The organism is Cobetia sp. BL01 (assembly GCF_056493605.1).
This window is the reverse complement of record NZ_JBVBEE010000001.1, coordinates 328,736-353,863: the sequence shown is the minus strand read 5'-3', so window position 1 is coordinate 353,863 and position 25,128 is coordinate 328,736. Positions and strand designations below refer to the sequence as shown.

The 25,128-nt window shown below is 62.2% G+C and carries 20 protein-coding genes; 18 read left to right on the top strand and 2 right to left on the bottom strand.

Annotation, left to right across the window (positions count from 1 at the left end; translation table 11 throughout):
* Positions 1–62: 62 nt before the first annotated feature.
* Entirely contained in the window at positions 63–1,145 is a 1,083-nt protein-coding gene (gene hppD / locus ACZYGA_RS01475) for a 4-hydroxyphenylpyruvate dioxygenase (RefSeq protein ID WP_279855303.1), read from the top strand.
* 186 nt (positions 1,146–1,331) lie between these two features.
* On the opposite strand, the gene ACZYGA_RS01470 is transcribed toward hppD, so the two are convergent.
* The gene (locus ACZYGA_RS01470; RefSeq protein WP_077374671.1) at positions 1,332–1,817 is read right to left on the bottom strand and encodes an Lrp/AsnC family transcriptional regulator; all 486 of its coding nucleotides are present in this window, start codon (positions 1,815–1,817) and stop codon (positions 1,332–1,334) included.
* Between the two features lie 511 nt (positions 1,818–2,328).
* Between ACZYGA_RS01470 and leuA the strand changes: the two genes are divergently transcribed.
* Both leuA and gltS read left to right on the top strand, forming a co-directional pair.
* Positions 2,329–4,053, top strand: a complete 1,725-nt coding sequence (leuA, locus tag ACZYGA_RS01465; protein ID WP_084208120.1) for a 2-isopropylmalate synthase — start codon at positions 2,329–2,331, stop codon at positions 4,051–4,053.
* Between the two features lie 458 nt (positions 4,054–4,511).
* Positions 4,512–5,702, top strand: coding sequence for a sodium/glutamate symporter (gene gltS / locus ACZYGA_RS01460; protein WP_404625140.1), 1,191 nt, complete (start codon positions 4,512–4,514; stop codon positions 5,700–5,702).
* Positions 5,703–5,847: 145 nt separating this feature from the next.
* Here the strand turns inward: gltS and ACZYGA_RS01455 are convergent, their stop codons facing one another.
* The gene (locus tag ACZYGA_RS01455; RefSeq protein ID WP_479398305.1) at positions 5,848–7,344 is read right to left on the bottom strand and encodes an SLC13 family permease; all 1,497 of its coding nucleotides are present in this window, start codon (positions 7,342–7,344) and stop codon (positions 5,848–5,850) included.
* Between the two features lie 526 nt (positions 7,345–7,870).
* Here ACZYGA_RS01455 and galE point away from each other — a divergent pair.
* The 15 genes from galE (at position 7,871) to ihfA (ending at position 25,110) form a co-directional block, all read left to right on the top strand.
* Positions 7,871–8,890 carry a UDP-glucose 4-epimerase GalE gene (galE, locus tag ACZYGA_RS01450; protein ID WP_084208121.1) on the top strand — a complete coding sequence of 340 codons (1,020 nt, stop codon included), beginning with the start codon at positions 7,871–7,873 and terminating at the stop codon, positions 8,888–8,890.
* Positions 8,891–9,057: 167 nt separating this feature from the next.
* Positions 9,058–9,888 (top strand): 3'(2'),5'-bisphosphate nucleotidase CysQ, encoded by an 831-nt coding sequence (gene cysQ, locus ACZYGA_RS01445; protein WP_404625143.1) that lies wholly within the window; start codon positions 9,058–9,060, stop codon positions 9,886–9,888.
* A 25-nt stretch (positions 9,889–9,913) separates the two neighbouring features.
* A complete protein-coding gene (locus tag ACZYGA_RS01440) occupies positions 9,914–11,809 on the top strand; it encodes a phosphoethanolamine transferase (RefSeq protein WP_404625145.1) in 1,896 nt (631 codons plus the stop codon).
* Position 11,810: 1 nt separating this feature from the next.
* Entirely contained in the window at positions 11,811–13,163 is a 1,353-nt protein-coding gene (locus ACZYGA_RS01435) for a UDP-glucose dehydrogenase family protein (protein ID WP_404625147.1), read from the top strand.
* Entirely contained in the window at positions 13,160–14,302 is a 1,143-nt protein-coding gene (locus ACZYGA_RS01430; protein WP_077374646.1) for a glycosyltransferase family 4 protein, read from the top strand. Before ACZYGA_RS01435 ends, ACZYGA_RS01430 begins: the two co-directional genes overlap by 4 nt.
* Positions 14,303–14,457: 155 nt before the next feature.
* Positions 14,458–14,970, top strand: coding sequence for a DUF2489 domain-containing protein (locus tag ACZYGA_RS01425; RefSeq protein ID WP_077374644.1), 513 nt, complete (start codon positions 14,458–14,460; stop codon positions 14,968–14,970).
* Between the two features lie 111 nt (positions 14,971–15,081).
* On the top strand, positions 15,082–16,236 hold the full coding sequence (locus ACZYGA_RS01420; RefSeq protein WP_404625149.1) for an amidohydrolase: 1,155 nt from the start codon (positions 15,082–15,084) through the stop codon (positions 16,234–16,236).
* A 278-nt stretch (positions 16,237–16,514) separates the two neighbouring features.
* On the top strand, positions 16,515–17,390 hold the full coding sequence (locus ACZYGA_RS01415; protein ID WP_065392602.1) for an OmpA family protein: 876 nt from the start codon (positions 16,515–16,517) through the stop codon (positions 17,388–17,390).
* A 345-nt stretch (positions 17,391–17,735) separates the two neighbouring features.
* The gene (thrS, locus tag ACZYGA_RS01410) at positions 17,736–19,634 is read left to right on the top strand and encodes a threonine--tRNA ligase (protein WP_084208127.1); all 1,899 of its coding nucleotides are present in this window, start codon (positions 17,736–17,738) and stop codon (positions 19,632–19,634) included.
* A gap of 34 nt (positions 19,635–19,668) precedes the next feature.
* A complete protein-coding gene (gene infC / locus ACZYGA_RS01405) occupies positions 19,669–20,208 on the top strand; it encodes a translation initiation factor IF-3 (RefSeq protein ID WP_077374638.1) in 540 nt (179 codons plus the stop codon).
* Between the two features lie 100 nt (positions 20,209–20,308).
* A complete protein-coding gene (gene rpmI, locus ACZYGA_RS01400) occupies positions 20,309–20,503 on the top strand; it encodes a 50S ribosomal protein L35 (RefSeq protein WP_043335648.1) in 195 nt (64 codons plus the stop codon).
* A gap of 45 nt (positions 20,504–20,548) precedes the next feature.
* On the top strand, positions 20,549–20,902 hold the full coding sequence (gene rplT / locus ACZYGA_RS01395) for a 50S ribosomal protein L20 (protein ID WP_043335644.1): 354 nt from the start codon (positions 20,549–20,551) through the stop codon (positions 20,900–20,902).
* Positions 20,903–21,260: 358 nt separating this feature from the next.
* Positions 21,261–22,280 (top strand): phenylalanine--tRNA ligase subunit alpha, encoded by a 1,020-nt coding sequence (gene pheS, locus ACZYGA_RS01390; protein ID WP_084208128.1) that lies wholly within the window; start codon positions 21,261–21,263, stop codon positions 22,278–22,280.
* Between the two features lie 56 nt (positions 22,281–22,336).
* On the top strand, positions 22,337–24,721 hold the full coding sequence (pheT, locus tag ACZYGA_RS01385; protein WP_404625153.1) for a phenylalanine--tRNA ligase subunit beta: 2,385 nt from the start codon (positions 22,337–22,339) through the stop codon (positions 24,719–24,721).
* Positions 24,722–24,747: 26 nt separating this feature from the next.
* A complete protein-coding gene (gene ihfA / locus ACZYGA_RS01380; protein ID WP_103751403.1) occupies positions 24,748–25,110 on the top strand; it encodes an integration host factor subunit alpha in 363 nt (120 codons plus the stop codon).
* Positions 25,111–25,128: the final 18 nt, after the last annotated feature.

Sequence of the window (25,128 nt, the reverse complement as noted above, 5' to 3'; positions counted from 1 at the left end):
GGATGTCGCCCGCCTTTCTCTACCTTGCCTGCCTTGTCGGCAGCCTGACTCAGGAGTACTTCATGAACGCACCGGCGCGTATCGAACAGCACAATCCCATCGGCACGGACGGCTTCGAGTTCGTCGAGTTCACGGCACCGGATGCCGCCGGGATCGATGCCCTGCGTGGGCTGTTCTGCCAGCTTGGCTTTACCGAGACGCGGCGTCATCGCTCCAAGCAGGTGTTCCTGTTCCAGCAGCATGGCATCAATGTGGTGCTCAACGCCGAGCCGAACAGCCCCGCGGCACGCTTCGCGGCGATTCATGGCCCGAGTGCCTGTGCGATGGCCTGGCGCGTGGCAGATGCCGAGCAGGCGCATCGCTACGCGCTGGCGCACGGCGCACGCAGTGTCGAGCACCCTGTCGGCCCGGGCGAGGTCGGTATCCCGGCGGTGGAGGGGATTGGCGGCTCGGTGCTGTATTTCGTGGACCATCACCGGGAACGCTCGATCTACGACACCGACTTCGTTGCCATCGAGGGGGCGGTGGAGAATGCCAACAGCGTCGGCCTGCATACGCTGGATCATCTGACGCACAATGTCGGACGCGGCCAGATGGATGTGTGGGCGGACTTCTATGCCCGTATCGCCAACTTCCGCGAGATCCGTTATTTCGATATCGAGGGCAAGATGACCGGGCTCTTCTCGCGAGCCATGACAGCGCCCTGCGGCAAGATGCACATCCCCATCAACGAGTCCGCCGACGACAACTCCCAGATCGCGGAATTCATCCGGGATTACAACGGGGAAGGCATCCAGCATCTGGCGATGGCGACGGATGACATCTATGCCACCGTCAAGGCGCTCAAGGCCAATGGCGTCAAGTTCCTGACCACACCCGAACCCTATTATGAAAAGGTCGATGCACGGGTGCCCAACCATGAAGAGAACGTCGAGGATCTCAAGGCCTTGAGCCTGCTGGTGGATGGCGCACCGGGTGAAGGAATCCTGTTGCAGATCTTCACCGAGACGGTGATCGGGCCGATCTTCTTCGAGATCATCCAACGCAAGGGCAATGACGGTTTCGGTGAAGGCAATTTCAAGGCGCTGTTCGAATCCATCGAGGAAGACCAGATCCGTCGCGGGGTGCTGGAGGGCGAGCAGTGAGCTTCATCGCGAGCAGCGGGCGCTCACCAGAGCTGGCCCGCCGGAGTGACCGGCTAGCGTGGCCGTCAGCCTGAACCTTCCGCCTGATGAACCTTCCGCCTGATGAACCTTCCGCCTTGAAACGACGACGCCCCGCCGAGATTCGGCGGGGCGTCGTCGTTTGGTCAACTGGCCTTCATGGCGTCATTACATCGTCGGCACGCGCTGATGGTCGATCACCTGACGCAGCACGAAGCTTGAATGCACGCCGGTGACGCCCTCGATACGGGTGATCTGCTTGAGCAGCAGGTCGTGATAGTCATCCATGTCATTGACGACCACCTTGAGCTGGTAGTCGGCTTCCTGACCGGTGATCAGCAGGCACTCCATCACCTGGGGCAGCGCCGCGATGGTTTCCTCGAAGTTGGCGAAGCGCTCCGGGGTATGGCGGTCCATCGAGATATGCAGCAGCGCCATCAGGCTCAGGCCCAGCTTGCGGGCATCGACCTGTGCCCGATACCCCGTGATCATGCCGCTTTCTTCCAGGGCACGTACCCGGCGCAGGCAAGGTGACGGTGACAGGCCAATGCGTTCGGCGAGCTCCTGATTGCTGATGCGTCCCGACTGCTGGAGTTCGTCAAGAATCCGTCGATCGAAGCGGTCCAGTGTCGGGAGAGAAATGTTCTGGCTCATTTTTCGCAATCCATTGGCGGTGAAGGTGTGAATTATGAAATAAAATGCTTTCAAGATGGCGGTTTAGTGGGTTTTTCGCAATCATGCGCCCCGATATGAAGCATATACTGTAATCACTGTTCAGCGATTCAGATGTTCGACCATCAGGGTCGTGCGAGCAGGTGGACTGGCCACCCTGTCCAGCCCGCTTCCTGCGGAACCCGGCTCGCTTCTGATCGATGCGAGGCCGCTGAGAGGCATTCGACGGTGATCCCGCGATCTCTCCTTCCGCGCTGGCAACCGTGATCCGGAGCCACGTCCTGTCGCAGGTAGCGGCCATGTTCTCTACCTCCGACTTGCTTGCCTGTCGCGCTGGCGGCAAGCTTTCGGATGCGAGGGCCTTGATGCCCTCGTCATCTCACATTTACTCAGGCGCCCCGATTGGGACACTGTTGAGCGGGAAAGGTGCCATCGAATCCGCATCCGGATGTCGAACGTTGCTTTCCACGCCCACCACGCCAAGGACACGACCATGACTGCTGCATCCACGCCAAGTGCTGCCTTCGACCACACCAAATATCGCCCCGTCACGCCTGTCGCGCTGACCGACCGCCAATGGCCGTCGCGTACCGTGACCCAGGCGCCGCTATGGGCCAGTGTCGACCTGCGCGATGGCAACCAGGCGCTGCTTGAGCCGATGACGGTCGAGCAGAAGAAGCTGATGTGGAAGCTGCTGGTCAAGATCGGCCTCAAGGAGATCGAAGTCGGTTTCCCGTCCGCCAGTCAGCTCGATTTCGACTTCGTGCGCTGGTTGATCGAGGAAGACCAGGTGCCGGAGGGTGTCAGCATCCAGGTGCTGGTGCAGGCGCGTGAGCACTTGATCGCCCGTACCTTCGAGTCACTGGTCGGGGCGCGCGATGCCGTGGTGCACGTCTACAACTCCACCTCCACCGTTCAGCGCGAGCGGGTGTTCGAGATGGATCGTGAGGGCATCAAGGCCATCGCCGTCGAAGGTGCGCAGCTGGTCAAGGACTACGCTGCGCGTTACCCGGACACCCACTGGGTGTTCCAGTACTCGCCGGAGAGCTTCACTTCCACCGAGATGGATTACGCCGTCGAGGTCTGTGAAGCGGTGATGGATGTCTGGCAGCCGACACCGGACAATCGCTGCATCCTCAACCTGCCGGCCACGGTGGAAGTGGGCCCGCCCAATCACTTCGCGGATCAGGTCGAGTACTTCATCAAGCACCTCAGTCGTCGTGACTGCGCGATCATCTCGCTGCATACCCACAACGACCGGGGCGGTGCCGCTGCCGCTGCCGAGCTCGGCCTGCTGGCCGGGGCGGACCGCATCGAGGGAACCTTGCTGGGCAATGGTGAGCGTACCGGCAACATGGACCTGATCACCATGGCGATGAACCTCTACAGCCAGGGGATCGACCCGGAGCTGGATCTCTCCAATCCGGACGAGATCATCCAGGTCTACACCGAGTGCACCAATCTGCCGGTGCATCCGCGCCACCCGTGGGTCGGGGAGCTGGTCTACACCGCCTTCTCCGGCAGCCATCAGGACGCGATTCGCAAGTGCCTCAAGAAGCAGCAGGCGGACGAGCCGTGGCAGGTCGCCTATCTGCCCATCGACCCGCAGGATCTGGGCCGCGACTTCCAGGCGGTGATTCGCGTCAACAGCCAGTCCGGCAAGGGCGGCATGGCCTTCCTGCTCGAACGCGATCACGGCATCAGTCTGCCGCGCTGGATGAGCCTCGAGCTCGCCCCGCACGTGCAGAAGGCCAGCGAGCAGGTCAGTGGTGAGCTGTCCAGCAACCAGATCCGCGCGATTCTCGATGCCAGCTTCAAGCGCGAGGCACCGCTGAGTCTCAAGGGCTATCGACTGGATCGTGAGGGGGCCGAGCAGCTCACCGCGACACTGATTGACGAGAAGGGTGAGCAGATTGCCCTGGCCGGTGAAGGCAACGGTGCCATCTCCGCCTTCATGGATGCCTGGCAGCGCCACACCGGTGCCACCGTCAGCGTGGTGGACTACGGCGAGCATGCGCTCGGGGAAGGCAGTGACGCCGTGGCGGTGGCCTTCGTGATGCTCAATCTCGATGGCAAGCGCGTCTGCGGCATGGCCGAGGATGGTGACACCGTGAGCGCGTCACTCAAGGCGGTGCTGTCGGCGGTCAATCGCGGCCTGGAAAGCAGTGCACGCAGTGAAGCGGAACGTGCCGAAGAGGCGGGTCCCGTCGCCGTCTGACGGCAATGAGCGACACGAGCGTCCACGAAAGGCGGAAATCCTGCTTGCAGTGACGGTCCACGAAGCCCTCGCCCCTTGCGGCGAGGGCTTCGTCGTTTCTCAAGGCCGATCACTCCCCAGCCCAGTCATGGCAAGGGATGAGCGCAATGTCAGTAGCTGATAACCCCGGCCTTGGCATGGCGAGCGGATATAGACTTTTGTCGGAAGTTGTCTGACGAGTCAATATCCGGACTTGCACCGGTGCCATCCCTGCGTATCATCGCTGCATCCGCGTAAATGATAACGATCTGGTGGTACAACGGATTCGAGAGCACAACAATTCCAAGCGGTGCAAGGGCAACCCCCCTGAGTGACGAGACAATGGATGTGTCCCCATCCCCTCGTCGGTCGGGATTCGCCGGTGCACCTCTCGTTCAGGAGGTCCGCTAGAACAACCCACAACTACTCATCGGTATCGCATGATTCAACTTGATGCTATCACTACCCTGCTGCTGGCGGCGCTTGTCCTCGTCGTCGGTCATCTGATTGTCGAGCGCGTACGCGTGCTGCGCGAGTTCAACATCCCCGAACCTGTGGTCGGCGGTCTCATCGCCACCCTCATCGTCACCGGCCTGCGTGGCCTGGGCTACGAGTTCCAGTTCTTCGCCGGTCTCCAGACCCCCTTCATGTTGCTGTTCTTCGGCTCGGTCGGCCTGTCGGCGGACGTCCGCATGATTCGTGCCGGCGGCAGCAAGCTGATCCTGTTCCTCGTGCTGGTCATCGGCCTGCTCATCCTGCAGAACCTGCTGGGTGTCGGTGTTGCCAGCCTGTTTGACCTCGACCCGGTACTGGGGCTGCTCGGCGGTTCCATCACCATGTCCGGTGGTCACGGTACAGGGGCTGCCTGGGCCAACGTCTTCGCCGACGAATATGGCATCAATGGCGCGATGGAAGTCGCGATGGCCTGTGCCACCTTCGGGCTGGTGTTCGGGTCGCTGATCGGTGGGCCGACGGCACGTTTCCTGATCAATCGCATGAAGCGTGAAGGACAGGACATCAATGCCCAGGTCAGCGATTCCGAGTATGACGAGACGGAAGTCCAGCACCCGCTGAATACCGCCAATGCTCTGAAAACGCTCTTCATGTTGCTGCTCGGGGTCGTCAGCGGTCAGCAGCTGCAGGCACTCACGGCGGATACGGCCTTCTCGCTGCCGACCTTCGTGTGGGTGCTGTTCAGCTGTATCGTCATCGGCAACGTGGTGCGCGCCTTCGGCGACAAGCACCTCAATACCCATGCCGTGGATGTGCTGGGCAACATCAGTCTGTCCATCTTCCTGGCACTGGCACTGATGACGCTCAAGCTCTGGGATCTGGCCAATCTGGCACTGCCGATTCTGGCCATCCTGCTGGCACAGGTCGCGCTGGTGTTCCTCTACACCACCCAGGTCACCTTCCGCCTGATGGGCAAGAACTACGACGCTGCGGTGCTGGTCGCGGGTAACTGTGGTTTCGGCATGGGCGCCACGCCGACGGCGATCGCCAACATGCAGGCGGTCACGCAGCACCACGGGCCGTCGCGTCTGGCCTTCATCATCGTGCCGGTGGTGGGTGGCTTCCTGATCGATATCGCCAACTCGCTGATCATCAAGGGCTTCCTCGGCTTCTTCTGAACATGACAGCAGGTGTCATGATGAGATGTTGCAGAATCATGCCTGGCATGAACGACAACGCCGGACTCCATGGGAGTCCGGCGTTGTCGTTTCGGGGGATCCCCCTTGCGGCGCGAGTGATGGGTCACGTCACGCTGTCAGGGAATCAGCTCCACAGTGCCACGATCAGACCATAGGCCAGCAGCGTGACCACCACGGTGCCTGCCAGGTTCAGGAAGAAGCCGGCGCGTATCATGGTCTGGATCTTGAGGTGCCCGGTGGCGAACACGATGGCATTGGGTGGCGTGGCCACCGGCATCATGAAGGCGCAGCTGGCCGCGATGGCCGCCGGCACGGTGATCAGCAGCGGGTCGATGTCCAGCGACAGCGCAAGCGCGCCCAGCAGGGGCAGGAAGGCGGCGGCCGTCGCGGTATTGGACGTGACCTCTGTCAGGAAGATGATCACCAGTACCACGATGCCCACGAGCCCGATGAGCGGCAGCACGCTGAACATCGACAGCTGTCCGGCGATCCACTCCGCCAGACCCGAGCTCTTGATGACGCCCGCCAGTGCCAGTCCACCCCCGAACAGCAGCAATACGCCCCAGGGCAGGTCACGCGCGTCTTCCCACACCAGCAGGCGACGACCGCGTGAGGTGCCGGAGGGAATCGCGAACAGCCCGACGCCGATGGCCATGGCGATGCCGGTATCCGACAGCCACTCAAGGCCTCTCTGATTGATCAGCGGGCGGAACATCCACAGCAGGGCGGCTACCAGGAAGGCAATGCCGACACGTTTCTCGGCGCTGCTCATGACACCCAGTGCCTTGAGCTCACGCTTTATCATCTCGCCACTGTCCGAAGTCTCGGATGCGAAGGAGAAGGGCGTGCGCGTCAACCACCACCAGGTGATGGTGCACATCGCGATGGCCACCGGCAGGCCGACGACCATCCACTGGGCAAAGCCGATCTCGATGCCCTGGTCACTGGACAGGTAACCCGCCAGCAGGGCATTCGGCGGCGTACCGATCAGTGTCGCGATACCGCCAAGGCTGGCGGAGTAGGCGATGGCCAGCAGCAGGGCGGCGGCATAGCGCTTCAGCTCCGGGTCGTCGCTGTCGCGCTCATCCCGGCCACTGGACATCAGGCTGACCACTGACATGCCGATGGGCAGCATCATGATGCTGGTCGCGGTATTGGATACCCACATGCTGATGAAGCCGGTGGCGATCATGAAACCGGCGATCTGACGGCGGGGTGAATGGCCGGCAAGCTTCAGCGTATGCAGGGCCACGCGGCGATGCAGGTCCCAGCGCTGCATGGCGATCCCGAGCAGGAAGCCACCGAGGAACAGGTAGATAGTCGGATTGGCATAGGCTGCCGTGGTGCTCTTGATGTCGTCGATGCCAAGTGCGGGCACCAGCACGATGGGCAACAGCGATGTCACCGGTATCGGCAATGCTTCGGTGGCCCACCAGGTCGCCATCAACAGCGCCAGGCCCACGCAGAGCCAGGCGGTGTCCGGCATGTCGCCCGGGGCAGGGGTCAGCCAGGTCAGCAGCAGCAGGAGCGGACCGAGTATCAGACCGATACGCGCCGCAAGTGGCGCTTGTGGCGGCGTGGAGGATTGATCAACGACGTGATCGGTAGGTTGCTCAGGCATGTCGACTCCAGAGAAGCCCGCTGGCGACAGGCTTCCTCATCATGTTGGTCATCGTGTTGTTGGTATGGGTCATGGTAGGTGATGGCACGTTGTCGTGTTAGCGTTGTTCACTGCACGGCATGCATTCGTTCCTGAACGGGAGGTCATGCACGTCGTGTCATGCTGCCTGCGTCGGTCGATCGCCGCCGAGAGTCGGTCAGGTGGGGCTTTCGGGCCGGCAGGCGGCGCCATTGTCTCAGCATTGCGCCACGGCTCAATAGCCTTCATTGCCTGTTTCGAAACTCCCGTGGGTGAAACCTTGACGCCGCGCAAGCGCGACGCTCGATCTGAGGCGCTCAGGTCGCGTGCGAGGCCTTGCGTGACGCCATCCTGCACGGGTCAGGTTGCTGTCTGGCGACAGACGCTGTCGTTGGCTGTGGACTTGTGAGCGCAAGGGCTGGAAGGTAGGGTTAGCAGCCATGAACGGGGCCAGCGCAGGTCAACTGCGCGGCCCACTGTCGCGTTACTTTCACAAGGAAGATGATGGATGATTCTGGTCACGGGTGGTGCAGGCTACATCGGGTCTCATACGGTATTGGCGCTCATGGAGGCCGGCCATCAGGTGCTGGTGCTGGACAACCTGTCCAATGCCAGCGAAGCCTCCCTCGCGCGCGTGGCGACGCTTGCCGGACGCGAAGTGCCGTTCGTCGAAGGGGATATCCGCAACGGCGCGCTGCTCGACAGCCTGTTCGAGCGTCATGATATCGAGGCCGTGGTCCACTTCGCCGGGCTCAAGGCGGTGGGCGAGAGCGTCGCCAAGCCGCTGGCCTACTACGACAACAACGTCAATGGCACCCTGGTGCTGTGTGACGCCATGGCGCGGGCCGGCGTCAAGCGTATCGTGTTCTCTTCCTCCGCCACCGTGTATGGCGATCCGGCGTCCACGCCGATCCGTGAAGACTTCCCGACGTCCGCGACCAACCCCTACGGCCGCTCCAAGCTGATGGTCGAGGAAGTGCTGCGTGACCTGTCCGTGGCGGATGACAGCTGGCGCATCGCGCTGCTGCGCTATTTCAATCCGGTGGGTGCCCACGAGTCCGGTACCATCGGTGAGGACCCCAACGGCATCCCCAACAACCTGGTGCCCTATATCAGCCAGGTGGCGGTGGGTCGCCTTGAAGAGCTGGCCGTGTTCGGTGATGACTATCCGACGCCGGATGGCACCGGGGTGCGTGACTACATCCACGTCGTCGACCTGGCCGATGGCCACCTCAAGGCGCTGGACTATCTGGCCGGTGATGCGCGTGATGGTGTCCACACCTACAACCTGGGTACCGGCACTGGCTATAGCGTGCTGGACATGGTCAAGGCCTTCGAGAAGGCCAGCGGTCGCCCGGTGCCTTATCGCATCGCGCCGCGGCGTTCCGGTGATATCGCCGAATGCTGGGCGGAGCCGGACAAGGCCTTCAAGGAATTGAAGTGGAAGGCGGAGCTGGGGCTGGATCGCATGATGGCTGACAGCTGGCGTTGGCAGTCACGCAACCCCAATGGCTATCGCAGCAACTGAAGCAGGCATAGCAGCACCGATTGAGATGGGCGTGCGAGTGAGCTCGCACCCCGTCATCAATGGCTTCCTGGAAGCGGCCGTGGGCAGAATCCGCGGCCGCTTTTGCGTATGATGGCCCCGAGCTGAAAGCCGCGTGCTGACTCCCTTGAATTATCTGCGAGACTTCCATGAATCAGTCTGATGTCACCCCTGATCTTGAACTTCTGACGGCCATCGAGACGCTCTGCCGTGAAGCGGGGCAGGCGATACTCGCCGTTGCGCAGGGCGGCGATCTCGAGACACGCGCCAAGGCCGATGACAGTCCGGTGACGGCCGCGGATCTTGCGGCACACCGTGTGCTGGTGGAGGGGCTGGCCCGCCTGACGCCGCAGATTCCGGTGCTCTCCGAGGAAAGCGACAAGGCGGATATCGTGGCGCGCCGTGACTGGCAGACCTTCTGGCTGGTGGACCCGCTGGATGGCACCCGCGAGTTCGTCAACGGCAGTGGCGAATACACCGTCAATGTCGCCTTGATCCAGGGGACGCGCAGCGTGCTGGGCGTGGTGGATGCGCCGGTGCTCAGGGCGACCTGGAGCGGGCTTGATGGCGTGGGCGCGTTTCGCGAGGACCCCAATGGACGAACGGCCATTCGCGTCAGCCCGGAGCCCGAGGTGTTGAGAGTCGTGGCCAGCAAGTCGCATCTCGATGCGCAGACGGCGGCGCTGATCGAGCGTCTGACGCCGGTCGAGACCGTCAGCTGCGGCAGTTCGCTGAAATTCTGTCGTATCGCGGAAGGCGACGCGGATCTCTACCCGCGCTATGCCCCGACCTGCGAGTGGGACACCGCCGCGGCGCAGGCCGTGCTGGAAGCGGCGGGCGGGTGTGTCTTCGATGCGCAGAGCCTGACCGATGGTCAGCCGGATGTCCTGCGTTACAACGCGCGTGACACCCTCAGAAATCCTTTCTTCATTGCCTGTGGCCAGTCTGACGGCCGCTGGCGCCAGGTGCTGGAGTGCTGACGCTTGCGCCTGAGCGAGATGACTCATGATGCGTGAAACCCATGACAATGAGCGGCCCGGGGCCGGTGGTGGCAAAGGCATGCTGCGCCGCGCGGGGCGTGCTCTCTTTGCCAGACGCGCCGATGGCGGTGTCGCCGGTGGGCTGATCAGCGCCGTGCTGCTGTCATCGCTGGCCAGTCTGGTGCCATTGATCTACCACGGGCTGCTCGAGGGTGGTCTGATCCTGGTCGGCAACCTGCTGCTGTGGCCGTGTCTGCTGGCGGCAGCCCATCGCCCACGCTGGCGCTGGCCGGCACTTGGCCTGATGGCCGCACTGGGCGTCAATCTCTCGGCCAGTGTGGTCAGCGCCGTCTATTACGATTCGCGCTATGGCCTGGCCTTCGCGCTGAGTTCGCTGGATACCAGTCGCAGCGAGTCGATGGCGATGCTGTTCAAGTTCCCGCTGGCACTCATCGTGCCGCTGGGGTTCTTCCTGCTGGCCCTGTCACTGGCCAATCGCCATGGGGCCGGGTTGGCTCGCGCCCGGCTGGGGGGGCGCAGCGGAATCGCCTTCGTGCTCTGGATGCTGATGCTGCTGGCAGGTAGCTGGCAGTGGGGGCGTGCCAGCGTGCCGCTGGCCATCACCACGCTGTCGGTATCGCCGGGCTGGAACCTGGCCACCACCTCACATGCCTGGTGGGAAAAGGAGCGTTTCAAGGCACTGATGGCGGATGACTACGATTTCGGCAAGGTCACGCTCAGCCCTGAAGTGCCGGATGATGCGGTCTTCGTGCTGGTGATCGGTGAGTCCCAGCGGCGTGATCAGCTGTCGCTCTACGGGTATTCGCGTCCGACCACGCCCAATCTCGACGCCCGTCGTGATCAGCTGGTGGTCTTTGATCAGGCTATCGCGCCGGCGCCGCAGACGGTGCTGGCGGTGCCGATGCTTTCCAGTCTGATGGACCCGCGCACCTTCTCGCCGCGCTATCTGGATGCCAACCTGATTTCATTGGCCAATCAGGCCGGCATGCATACGGAGTGGCTGTCGCGTCAGGGGCTCGATATCACCTCCGAGCGCACCTGGATCACCGCCATCGCCCAGCGTGCCGACGTCGCCAGAACCATCATGACGGAGTACGACGACGGACTGCTGGATGCACTCGATGAGGCACTGGCGCGCAAGGTCAAGGGGCCGCGACTGATCGTGCTGCATCTGTACGGCAGCCATCCGCCGGCCAGCCTGCAGTACCCCGACTCGCTGCGTTACTTCCTGACACCAGACAGTACCTCGCCGCTGACCGATGCCTATGATGACAGCATCCGCTTCACGGACCAGGTGCTGGAGGGCGTCTTCCAACGTCTCGAGGGTCGCCACGCCGGCGTGCTCTACCTTTCCGATCATGGTCTTGAGCATGATCCGCTCAGCGATGCCTACGTGCATGGCGGTGATCGCCCCAGCCAGGCGCCTTATCGCATTCCCCTGTGGCTGTGGCAGGCGGGGCGTGGTCCCAATCCCGAGCGTGAGATGGTGCATCTGCGCGAGCATGCCCGTCAGCCGTTCGCCAGTTTTGATCTTCCCTATCTGGCCAGTGACTGGATGGGAATCCACTTCTCGGGGGACAAGCCATGTCTGTCACCCTGGTCGGCCTGCTATCAGCCGCGCGAGCGCCATCCGGTGCTGGATCAACTGGGGCGTCTGAACTTCTTCGAGGATCTGCCGTCGGACTTTCTTGCCCGGCCGCTGGCCCCCGGTGCCGAAGAACTGGAAGAGGCCGTGGAGGCCACGACGCGTCTGCTGGAAAGTCCGGATGGCTTGCTCGACAGCGCTTCGGATGGTGCGTCATCCGCTCGTGCACAATCTTCTGGCGTGACGGCGATGGAAACCTCCGCGCCGATCACCCTGTCACCCCCTTCACTACCCTCAGAGACACCCAAGGACTGACATGAAAATCACTGTCTTCGGAACAGGTTACGTAGGTCTGGTCACCGGCACCTGTCTGGCGGATGTTGGCCATGACGTGATCTGCATGGACGTGGACGCCGCCAAGATCGATCGCCTCAAGCAGGGTGAGATCCCCATCTTCGAGCCGGGGCTCGAGAGCATGGTGACGCGCAACGTGGAGGCAGGGCGTCTCAACTTCACCACCGACGCCCGCGAGGCCGTCGCGCACGGCGTGCTGCAGTTCATCGCCGTGGGCACGCCGCCGGATGAAGACGGCAGTGCCGATCTCAAGTACGTGCTGGCCGTGGCGGGCACCATCGGTGAGCACATGGATGACTACAAGGTCATCATCGACAAGTCCACCGTGCCGGTGGGCACCGCGGATCGCGTGCATGCCCGGGTGGCAGAGGTGCTCAAGCACCGCGGCGTGAGCGTTGCGTTCGATGTCTGCTCCAACCCGGAATTCCTCAAGGAGGGCGCGGCGCTGGAGGACTTCACGCGCGGTGCCCGCATCGTGGTCGGCACCGATTCCGAGGCGGTGCGCGAGCGCATGCGCGAATGCTACGCCCCCTACAACCGCAACCATGAAAAGCTGATGTTCATGGATGTGCGCGCCGCCGAGCTGACCAAGTACGCCGCCAACGCGATGCTGGCCACCAAGATCAGCTTCATGAACGAGATCTCCAACCTGGCCGAGCGCCTGGGCGCGGATATCGAGGAAGTGCGCCGCGGGATCGGCAGTGACCCGCGCATCGGCTACCACTTCATCTACCCGGGCTGTGGCTACGGTGGCTCCTGCTTCCCGAAGGATGTCCAGGCACTGGCACGTACCGCCAGTCAGGTAGGCTATGAGGCCGAGCTGCTCACCGCGGTGGAATCCGTCAACAAGCGTCAGAAGGTCACGCTGTTCGAGAAGCTGTCACGCGCCTTCGATGGCGATCTCGCCGGCAAGACCATCGCCGTCTGGGGGCTGGCCTTCAAGCCGAACACCGATGACATGCGCGATGCGCCGAGCCGCACGCTGATGGAAGCGCTGTGGGCGGCGGGTGCCAAGGTGCAGGCCTATGACCCGGAAGCGATGAAGGAATGCCGTCGTATCTACGGTGAGCGCGATGACCTGGTGCTGGTCGCGGATCGCATCCAGGCGGTCAAGGGTGCGGATGCGCTGGTGGTGTGCACCGAGTGGAAGGAATTCCGCACGCTGGATGGCGAGTGGTTGAAGCAGCAGCTGGCCTTCCCGGTGGTGGTGGATGGCCGCAACCTCTTCGAGCCGTCCGCCATGAAGTCTGCCGGCCTGATGTATTACGCGGTCGGCCGTGGTGATTCCATGCATCAAGCTCCGGAGGCCTCGTGAGCGCGGGTCTCGCGAGGTCAGAAAAGCTGGCCGCGATTGCCATTCGTCAGGTCGAGAAGAGCACCGGTGCCAGTCGCAACGCCTTCGAGCAGGCGGACGCCCTGACCGCGCTGGGGTATCGCGTGGTGATTCTCGCCGAACGTGGCAAGCCTGAGCTGGCGCGGGAGCATGGCGCGGAGCTGGTGCGTCTGTGGCGCTGGCCGTTCAAGGGGGCCTATCGGCGCTTCTGGTTCAATCGTCGGGTTCAGGCATGGGCCCGTCGCCACACGCCGGACCTGCTGGTCAGCCATGGGGATTGCGAGAGCCCGGATACCGTCTATCTGCACAACTGCGTGCATCTGGCGTCACAGTGCATCCATGGCCGTGATCTGCCTGAGAATCATGAAGTGGCCGCGATCCATGATCACGTGCTCAATGGTGGCAAGTTCCGTCAGGTGGCGGTCAATTCGCGCATGATGGGCGATGATCTCGTCGAGCGCTACGCGATCTCGCCGGACAAGATCGAGATCAGCTACCCGGGCTATGACCCGGTGCAGTTCACGCCCGAGCGTGCACGTGCCGGCCGTGAAGCCCAGCGTGAGGCGCTTGGCGTCAGTGGGGAAGAGCAGTTGATCGGGCTGGTGACCTCAGGGAACTTCACCAAGCGCAATGTGGCCGGATTCGTCGCCATGGCCGCGCTGATGGAGCAGGCCAGCCCCGGACGCTATCGTTTTCTGGTGGTGGGCAAGGATGATGCCGCGCCCTACCAGCAGCAGGCGCAGGTGGCCGGCGTGGCTGAGCGCATGATCTGGCGTTCGACCATCGCCGAGGTCGAAACGCTCTATGGTGCGCTGGACCTGTTCGTTCTGCCGGCACATATCGAGGAATTCGGACGTGTCGCGCTGGAAGCCATGGCCTGTGGTACGCCGGTACTGCTCAATGCGCGTGTCGGCTCGGCCGAGTTGCTCGACGATCACCCCTCGCTGGTGATGGCCGCGCAATCCAGCCCGACGCAGTGGGCCGAGCGCTGTACCCATCTGCTGGAAAGCGACTCCGATGCGCTGAGCAGAACCCTGGCCGCACTTGCCACGGGCTACTCCCATCAGGCCCAGAACCTCAAGCTCAAGGCCAGTTTCGAGGCATTGATGGCGGGGCGCTGAGCGAATCACCTGCTGATCAGAAAGCCCTGTATTCCGCTGGATACGGGGCTTTTTTTCTGTCAGGCATCGCGCGGGGGTCCCTGGGGCATCGCGCCGCCTTGGGTGTCCCGTCCGCAGTCCCTATACTCGTCACTTGATTTCGGCAGGAGAATCGCATGTCCCTGAGTACCAGCATCATTCTGATCGTCATTGCACTCATCATCATCGCCGGTCTGACGGCGTATGCGCTCAAGTTGCGCCGTGAGGTGAGGAAGCGCGAGGCGTTGCGTGCAGAGGAGTTGACGCGTGCACGCGCCAATTGCCTGGAGAGTCTTGAAGCGATTGCCCGTGCCATGCAGGCCGGCCAGGTGGACCTCGTGGAAGGGGGGCTGCGCTGCAAGGTGTTGATCGAGATACTGGATACCTCGCTGGCAGAGGATGACGTCCTGGGGGCCTTTGGCACCCTGCACGGGCGAGTGTCCCACCTGCATACCCACTCGGCACGCAAGGCACTGAGCCCGCGTGAGCGGCTGGCAGAGGACAAGGAGCGCATCGCCGTCGAGGAAGAGATGGCCAAGCCTCTTCAGCAGGCAGCGCAATGCGTGCTGGAAAGCATGCCGGTGTGGTATCGCGAGTACCTGGGACGTGAACGGCCCGTGGCACCGACGGATCTGGGTCAGGCGCTATAGCGGCATCGGGTGCTGCGCACGGGCGGGGAGAGCATTTGCTTCGGACCCGCGGGTCACGAGCCGCAGGGCATCGTGTGAATTCGGGTGGTATCAGGCCATTGAGAGGCTGGCATGAACAATACGCTCCCGCTGCTGGGAACTGAACTGATCGAGCTGCGCCATGCGCTGCATCGGGCACCGGAGCTGTCCGGGCAGGAGGAAGCTACCTCGGCCCTGATCGCCGGCTGGATGGAAGAGGCAGGCGCCGAGGTGGTCACGGGATTGGGGGGGCATGGTCTGGCGGCCATCTTCCGCGGTGCCGCGCCCGGCCCGCGGGTCATGTTGCGCTGTGAGCTCGATGCGTTGCCCATCGATGAGGTGCCACGGGGAGACTGGTCATCCTGTCACCAGCATGTCGGCCATCTCTGTGGTCACGATGGGCACATGACGTGGCTGCTGGGAGTGGCGCAGCGCCTGGCCAGGCGCCCGGTAGCCAGGGGCGAGGTGGTATTGCTGTTCCAGCCCGCCGAGGAGACGGGAGAGGGTGCGCGTGCGGTGGTACGCACCAAGGCCTTCGAGACCATCAAGCCGGATTTCCTCTATGCCTGCCACAATCTGCCGGGGCGGCCGCTGGGAGAGGTCAGCGTCCGTGATGACGCCTTCACCTGTGCCTCGCGGGGCATGATCGTGCGGCTTTCCGGACTGTGCGCCCACGCAGCCCATCCCGAGAATGGGCGCAGTCCCGCCATGGCCATGTGTCGCATCATGCAGGGACTCTCTCGTCTGCCGCTGCAGTTCGCGGACGAGACGGGGCTTGCCATGGTCACTCTGGTGCACGCGCGGCTTGGGGAGGTCGCCTTCGGCACCGCGCCGGGGGATGCCGAGGTGATGGCGACCCTGCGCACGGAAAGCAACGACATGATGAAGGCCCTCGCCGAGGCGGCGGTCTCATTGGCCCGCAGTGAGTCGGAAGAGGACCATCTCGGCATCGAGGTGGACTGGTGCGATGCCTTTGAGGCGACCTGGAATTCGGCTGAGGCGAACGCGGTGATTCGTCGCGTGGCGGCGCAGGTGGGGCAGCCCTGTCATGAGCTGGATCAGGCACATCGTTGGTCGGAAGATTTCGGAGTGCTGGGGCGAGAATGCCATGCCGCCATGTTCACGCTGGGGGCCGGTGAAGCGCTCCCGGGACTCCATCATCCCCGCTATGATTTCCCGGATGACCTGATCTTGCCGGGTGTCGCGCTCTTCGAGGGACTGGTGCGTCACCACCTGAACGGTGCATGAATCGTGACTTTTACAGCGTCTCTTAAATGATACAGGTAGTGTCAAAGTTTTTCGACGTTGCAAAAAACACTGTTTTCCTTCAACGTATGCATGAGGATCGGTACCGTTTTCAAGGGAAACAGACCCGATCAGAGCTGGAAGGACGCACTCAGATGTGCTTTCTTCTAAAGGGATGAGGTATATAAAATTCCTTTCACCGTAACGAGTTCGGCTCTTATACTCGGAGCCGCTGCGTAACACCCCGTTACAAATAGCGCTGTGTAAAGAAGGAGTCTTACATGAAAAGATCTACGACTGGCCTGGTTCTGGGGTCTGCATTGGTTGTTGGCCTGTCTGGCTGTGCAAGCTCTGCTTCCCAGTCCTCATCCGCTGAGAAGCCGTGGTACAGCCAGCCGTTCGTCTGCGGTCTGGCCGGTGGCCTGATCGGTGGGGGGATTGGTTACGGCGTCTCTGGCGACAGCGACGAAGACACCGGCGCTTCTCTGGGTGCCGTGGGCGGCGCGACTGCCGGTGCACTGCTGTGTGCTGACGACGCTCCGAAGTCCATGGACGACGACGGCGATGGCGTGCCGAACGATCGTGACGAATGCCCGGGTACTCCGGCAGGCGTCGCAGTCGATGCGAAAGGCTGCCCGCTGGACACCGACGGTGACGGCGTTGCTGACTACAAGGACCAGTGCCCGGGTACCCCGGCCGGCGTCACTGTTGACGCGAAAGGCTGCCCGCTGGATTCCGATGGTGACGGCGTGCCGGACTACCAGGACCAGTGCCCGAACACTCCGGCAGGTGCCAAGGTCAACGCCCTGGGCTGTGTCGCTGACCTCGTGCTGCGCGACGTGAACTTCGAGTTCGACTCCGCCAAGCTGACCTCCGGCGCTGAGCAAGTGCTGAACGGTGTGGCTGCCAAGCTGGTGTCCAACGAGAACGTTCGTGTCCGTATCGAAGGTCACACTGATTCCGTGGGTTCTGACTCCTACAACAAGCAGCTCTCCCAGAAGCGTGCTGACTCCGTCAAGGCGTACCTGGCCTCTGAAGGTGTCGGTTCCAACCGCATGGAAACCATGGGTTACGGTGAAGAGCAGCCGGTTGCCAGCAACGACACCGCTGCAGGTCGTGCTGAAAACCGTCGCGTCGAGCTTGCTGAAGTCAAGTAAGCCCATCGCGGTAAGCTGAATCAGACGGGGCGCCTTCGGGCGCCCCGTCTGCGTTTCTCCCTTCAGGATCATGTACCTGCTCATGGGTGTGTCTTTACGCTATTTGAGTGGGCTGCTAAGGTCTTGTCTCGATCATGGGCCATCGGTCCGTGCGTCCGTGATGTGTGGCCGGCGCGTCAGCGCTCTGCGCCATCACGGCAGCTTCCCCTGGCATCGTAGGCCGGGGACGGCAACCGTTCCGTCCATGATCCGCACCACCCCATCGAGCCGACGCCCCAGGCGCTCGGCTAAATTCGCTTCACGTGACCCTTGGTAAGGGCCACCACTGAATGCAAGGATTCCTTCATGCCTATCGTTACCCTGCCTGACGGCAGCCAGCGTACCTTCGATACTCCGATTTCCGTGATGCAGCTGGCCGAATCCATCGGTCCCGGCCTTGCCAAGGCGTGTGTCGCCGGCAAGATCAATGGCGTCGAAGTCGATGCCGCCGACATGATCACCGAAGATGCTGACGTCGCCATTCTCACGGCCCGTGATGCCGAAGGTTTGGACGTGATCCGTCACTCCTGCGCCCACTTGATCGGTCATGCCGTCAAGCAGCTCTATCCGGATGCCAAGATGGCCATCGGTCCGGTCATCGATGACGGTTTCTATTACGACATCGATTTCGGTCGCTCCGTGACGCCGGAAGACCTCGAGTCCATCGAGAAGCGCATGAAGCAGCTGATCGACAGCGAGTACGACGTGGTCCGCGAGTACGTCTCGCGTGACGAGGCCATGGCCGCTTTCGAGAAGCGTGAAGAGCCGTACAAGCAGGAAATCATCGAAGGCATCGGTGAGGGCGATACCATCCGCCTGTATCACCATGAAGAATACACCGACATGTGTCGTGGCCCGCACGTGCCGAACACGCGTCACCTGAAGCACTTCCAGCTGCTCAAACTGGCAGGTGCCTACTGGCGTGGTGATTCCACCAAGCCGATGCTGACGCGTATCTATGGCACCGCCTGGCCGGACAAGAAGCAGCTCAAGGCCTACCTCAAGCGTCTCGAGGAAGCCGAGAAGCGCGACCACCGCAAGCTGGCCAAGAAGCTGGATCTCTTCCACATGCAGGAAGAGGCACCGGGCATGGTGTTCTGGCACCCGAATGGCTGGACCATGTATCAGGTGCTCGAGCAGTACATGCGCCGGATCCAGCGAGCCAACGGCTACCAGGAGATCAAGACGCCTCAGGTCGTCGATCTTTCGCTCTGGAAGAAGTCCGGGCACTGGGGGCATTACAACGAGCTGATGTTCACCACCGAGTCCGAGAAGCGTGAGTACGCCGTCAAGCCGATGAACTGCCCGTGCCACGTCCAGGTCTTCAATCAGGGGCTCAAGAGCTACCGCGACCTGCCGCTGCGTCTGGCCGAGTTCGGCTCCTGTCATCGCAACGAGCCTTCAGGCTCTCTGCACGGTCTGATGCGTGTGCGTGGTTTCACTCAGGATGATGCTCACATCTTCTGTACCGATGATCAGGTGCAGTCCGAGGCGGAAGACTTCATCCGACTGACGCTGGAAGTCTATCGTCAGTTCGGCTTCGAGGATGTCGAGCTCAAGCTCTCGACACGCCCCGAGTCGTTCATCGGTGAGCCGGAAGCCTGGGACAAGGCCGAGGCTGGTCTGCAGGCGGCACTGGATGCGACCGGCCTGCCGTGGGAGCTTCAGCCGGGCGAAGGCGCCTTCTATGGACCAAAGATTGAATTCTCCCTGCGAGATTGCCTGAATCGTGTCTGGCAATGTGGTACGCTACAGCTCGACTTCAATCTGCCTGAGCGTCTCAGTGCCCAGTTCGTCGATGAAAGCGGTGAGCGTCGCACTCCGGTCATGTTGCACCGTGCGATTCTCGGCTCCTTCGAGCGCTTCCTCGGCATACTGATCGAGCACCACGCTGGCGCGATGCCTTTCTGGCTCGCCCCGGAGCAGATTGTCGTGATGAACATCACGGATTCCCAGGCAGAATATGCCAAGGATCTGGTCTCTCGCCTCGAGAAACATGACATCCGTGTCAAAGCAGACTTGAGGAACGAGAAGATCGGCTTTAAAATCCGTGAGCATACTCTGCAGAAGGTTCCTTACCTCATCGTCGTCGGCGACAAGGAAGTGGAAGCTGATGCAGTAGCTGTCAGAACCCGTTCCGGTGAAGACCTCGGCACCATGAAAGTTTCAGAATTCATGGAACGCCTGAAGGAAGAACAGGTCTGACAGTAACGAATTTCAGCCAAACGGAGACGCAACGATCAAGCGGAATAATCAGCGCGGACGCCCCCAGGAAAAGCGGGCTCCCATCAATGACCGTATTCGTGCGGACGAAGTCCGCCTCATCGACGCAGATGGAGAGCAGGTCGGCGTAGTGCCGACGAAAGAAGCGCTCACCAAGGCCGAAGAGGCAGGGCTCGACCTCGTCCAGATTTCCAATGCCGATCCCATCGTCTGCAAGATCATGGATTACGGCAAGTTTCTTTTCGATGAGAAGAAACAGAAGAATCTTCAGAAGAAGAAGCAGAAGCAAATCCAGGTCAAGGAAGTCAAATTCCGTCCTGGTACCGATGAAGGCGATTATCAGGTCAAGCTGCGTAACCTGACTCGCTTCATCGAAGGCGGAGACAAGGGCAAGGTTACCTTGCGCTTCCGTGGTCGTGAAATGGCGCATCAGGACATCGGCCGCAAGCTGATGGAACGTATCGCCGGCGACCTCGGTGAACTCGTGACCGTCGAGTCCTTCCCGAAGATGGAAGGCCGTCAGATGATCATGATTCTCGCGCCGAAAAAGAAGTGATCCACAGGCAGTAGAACGGACACATCAGGGTCACGCTTGCGGGCGTGGCTCTTTTTGTCGGCCTTGGATTTTCTCAAGAAACCGAGCGGAGTTAATACTCATGCCGAAGATCAAGACTAACCGCGGCGCTGCCAAGCGCTTCAAGAAGACTGCCAACGGCTTCAAGCACAAGCAGTCCTTCCGTAGCCACATCCTGACCAAGAAGTCGACCAAGCGTAAGCGTCAGCTGCGTGGCATGAAGCAGGTTCACGCTGCAGACAAGGCGCTGATCCAGCGCATGCTGCCGAACCTGTAAGCCGTCCTTACCTCGGTCCAACTTTCTTAATATCAGGAGTACGCTATGTCCCGCGTCAAGCGTGGCGTCGTCGCACGTCGCCGTCACAAGAAGATCATGAAGCAGGCCAAGGGTTACTACGGAGCGCGTTCACGCGTCTTCCGCGTAGCCAAGCAGGCTGTCATCAAGGCCGGCCAGTACGCTTACCGTGACCGTCGTGTCCGCAAGCGTCAGTTCCGTGCCCTGTGGATCGCGCGTATCAACGCTGCGGCCCGCATCAATGGCATGTCTTACAGCCGCTTCATCGCTGGCCTGAAGAAGGCCAATATCGAGATCGACCGCAAGGTCCTCGCCGATATCGCGGTTCACGAAAAAGCTGCCTTTGCTGCCATCGTCGAGAAGGCCAAGGCTGCTCAGTAAGTGACCGGATCAGATGTCGCCCGGCACCGGCCAGCCACGCGAGTGGTGAGTCGAGGCGCGACTGTCGAATGCTTGCATTGGACAGCTCAGGTGGCATCGAGATGACGTGTTACGTCACAGGGGAAGAGCAGCCGCTCTTCCCCTGTTTTTGTTTGGTGTCTCCCTCGGATTTCGGGAGAGGTGCCAGCGCGAACATGAATGAGACTGGCCGCGGATCGGGCCGGACTCTGGCAAGGGCGCGACCGTCTGTGTGACTCACCGCGGACGGAGCGTTCTCCCTGCCGATCTTCGGGTCGGCGCGACTTCCATTGACGTGGGCTCTACCACGTCGATGACTCAAGCGATCGGAGCTGAACGGATGGAACATCTTTCCACCCTGGTGGACGAAGCACGCACCGCGATCCAGGCGGCCGGAGACGTCCAGACCCTCGATGAGGTGCGGGTACGCTTTCTGGGCAAGAAGGGCGAGATCACCGCGCTGCTCAAGGGGTTGGGCAAACTGTCCCCCGAAGAGCGTCCCAAGGCCGGTGAGACCATCAACGAAGCCAAGCAGCTGCTGAACGGCGAGCTGGAAGCGCGTCGTACCGCGCTGGAAACGGCAGCGCTCAATGCACGACTGGCTGCTGAACGCGTCGACGTCACCTTGCCGGGACGCGGCGAACCAGTGGGTGGCCTGCACCCGGTGACGCGCACGCTTGAGCGCATCGAGAGCTTCTTCGCGCACATCGGCTACGGGGTTGCCGAAGGCCCGGAGATCGAAGATGACCACCACAACTTCGAAGCGCTGAACATCCCGTCGCATCACCCGGCACGTGCGATGCACGATACGTTCTACTTCGACGCCACGCGTCTGCTGCGTACGCATACCTCGCCGGTGCAGGTGCGCAGCATGAAGGCCAGTGAACCGCCGCTGCGCATCGTCTGCCCGGGGCGTGTCTATCGCTGCGACTCTGACCTGACCCATACCCCGATGTTCCATCAGGTCGAGGGGCTGCTGGTAGATGAGAACGTCAGCTTCGCTGACCTCAAGGGCACCGTCGAAGAGTTCCTGCATGCCTTCTTCGAGCGCGATGATCTGGAAGTCCGTTTCCGTCCGTCCTACTTCCCGTTCACCGAGCCGTCTGCCGAAGTCGACATCCAGTGCGTGATGTGTGCCGGTGACGGCTGTCGTGTCTGCTCCCACACCGGCTGGCTCGAGGTGATGGGCTGCGGCATGGTGCATCCGGAAGTCTTCCGTCACTCCGGTATCGATAGCGAACGCTTCCGCGGCTTCGCCTTCGGCATGGGCGTGGAGCGTCTGGCGATGCTGCGTTATGGCGTCAATGACCTGCGGTTGTTCTTCGAGAATGACCTGCGTTTCCTTCGCCAGTTCAGCTAGGCACTCATTCACGTATCGCGCCGTGAGGGCGTGAACTTACGGAACAGGACAGCAAGATGAAATTTTCCGAACAGTGGCTGCGTGAGTGGGTGTCGCCGGAACTGCACACCCAGCAGCTGGCCGATCAGGTCACCATGGCCGGCCTGGAAGTCGATGGTATCGAGCCCGTCGCCGGTGAGTTCACCGGTGTTGTCGTGGCCGAGGTCAAGGACAAGCAACCGCATCCTGAGGCTGATCGCCTCAACGTCTGTCAGGTGGATGATGGCAGTGGTGAGCTGGTGCAGGTCGTGTGTGGCGCGCCGAATGTCGCCGCCGGTCAGAAGGTGCTCTTCGCCCAGGTCGGCGCGAAGCTTCCGGGTGACTTCAAGATTCGCAAGGCCAAGCTGCGCGGTGTCGAATCCCGCGGCATGATCTGCGGTGCCTCCGAGCTGGGTCTGGAGGCGGAAGCCTCTGACGGCATCATGGTGCTGGCCGCGGATGCGCCGGTGGGCCGTGATGCCCGTGACTTCCTGCACCTCGACGACAGCGCCATCGAGGTCGATCTGACTCCGAACCGCGGTGACTGCCTGAGCGTCAAGGGCCTGGCACGCGAAGTCGGTGTGCTCAATCGTCTTGCCGTCACGGCACCGAGCATCGAGCCGGTCGCGGCCCAGATCGACGACACCTTCCCGGTCACCGTCAGTGCGCCGCAGGCCTGCCCGCGCTATCTGGGGCGTGTGGTGCGCGACGTCAATGTCACCGCGACCACCCCGCTATGGCTCGAGGAGCGTCTGCGCCGCAGTGGTATCCGCAGCATCGACCCCGTCGTCGACGTCACCAACTACGTGCTGCTGGAGCTCGGTCAGCCGATGCACGCCTTCGATCTGGCGCGCCTGAACGGTGGCATCGAGGTGCGCATGGCGGCCGCTGAAGAGCCGCTGACGCTGCTCGACGGTCAGGAAGTCGCGCTACGTGACGACACCCTGGTCATCGCCGACGAGAAGGGCCCGCTGGCCATCGCTGGCGTGATGGGCGGCGAAGGCAGTGGCGTGAACGGCGAGACGCGCGACATCTTCTTCGAGTCGGCCTTCTTCGCGCCGTTGAACGTGGCTGGCAAGGCGCGCAGCTATGGCCTGCACACCGACAGCTCGCATCGTTTCGAGCGGGGTGTGGACGCGCAGCTGCAGCGTGATGCCATCGAGCGGGCGACGGCTCTGCTGCTCGAGATCACCGGGGGCAAGCCGGGCCCGATCATCGAGGTCGCAAGCGACGCAGCGCTGCCCAAGGCCGCCGTCGTCAGCCTGAGCGGCGCCAGTGTCGAGCGCACGCTGGGCATGGCATTGCCGGATGCCGAGATCGTCGAGATCCTCGAGCGTCTGGGCATGCAGGTCGTGGCCGATGGCGAGAGCCAGTGGCAGGTGACGGTGCCGAGCTGGCGTTTCGATGTCAGCATCGAGGCTGACCTGATCGAGGAGCTGGCGCGCATCCACGGCTACAACAATCTGCCGGTCAGCCGCCCGAACGCGCGCCTGGCACCGGCCGTGGCCAATGAGACCACCCAGCCGCTGACCAGTCTGCGTCGTCAGCTGGTGGCGCGGGGCTATCAGGAAGCGATCAGCTACAGCTTCGTCGCCCCTGAGCTGCAGAAGACGCTGGACCCGCAAGGGGTGGCGCCGGCACTGGCCAACCCGATTTCCAGCGACATGGCCGTGATGCGCAGCTCGCTGCTGCCGGGGCTGGTCAAGGCACTGAGTCACAACCTCAATCGTCAGCAGTCGCGCGTGCGCCTGTTCGAGACCGGGCTTGTGTTCCGTGGTGAGCTGGACTCCCTCGAGCAGACACCGATGATCGGTGGCCTGATCACCGGCGCACGTCTGCCGGAAGGCTGGAATGGCGGTCGTGACAAGGTCGACTTCTTCGATCTCAAGGGCGATGTCGAGGCACTGCTGGCACTGGGCGGCAACCTGGATGCCTGGCGTTTCGAGGCTGCCGAGCATCCGGCGCTTCATCCGGGTCAGTCCGCTCAGCTGTTCTACAACGGCGAGCCGGCAGGCTGGATGGGGGCTTTGCACCCGGCGGCGCGTGCCGAACTCGGCCTGAAGGTCGAGGTGTTCGTGTTCGAGATCACGCTGGCCGCTGCTTGTGCGGGCCGTCTGCCGCGCTTTGCACCGCTCTCCAAGTATCCGGAAGTGCGTCGTGACCTGGCCTTCGTGGTCGAAGAGGGCGTGCACGTGCAGTCGCTGCTCGACGCCATCCGCTCGCAAGCCGGGGAATGGCTGACGGATCTGCGCCTGTTTGACGTCTATCAGGGCCAGGGGGTAGCCGATGGTCATAAGTCGCTCGCTCTGGGCTTGACCTGGCAGCATCCTTCGCGCACGCTGAATGATGAGGAAATCAATCAGTTAGTCGATGCGATCGTCGCCGATGGCCACACACGTTTCGGGGTGGCGCTGAGAGCATGAGTCGCCACTTGAACGAGGGAGCGGACATGGGAGCGTTGACCAAGGCGGAACTCGCCGAGCATCTCCATGCAGAGCTTGGCATGTCCAAGCGCGAAGCCAAGTCGATGGTCGAAGTCTTCTTCGATGAGATTCGTGGCTGCCTGCGTGAGAACGAACAGGTGAAGCTGTCCGGTTTCGGCAACTTCGATCTGCGTGACAAACGCGAGCGTCCGGGGCGCAATCCCAAGACAGGCGAGGAGATTCCGATCTCCGCGCGTCGCGTGGTGACCTTCCGTCCTGGCCAGAAACTCAAGGCTCGGGTGGATGAGTACGATGGCGAAGGCCATACCCATCAGCGCCTTGAGGAGCATGACGACCACGATGATCATCATGATGACGATGATCACTGAGGTCGCTGGTCGAAGCCG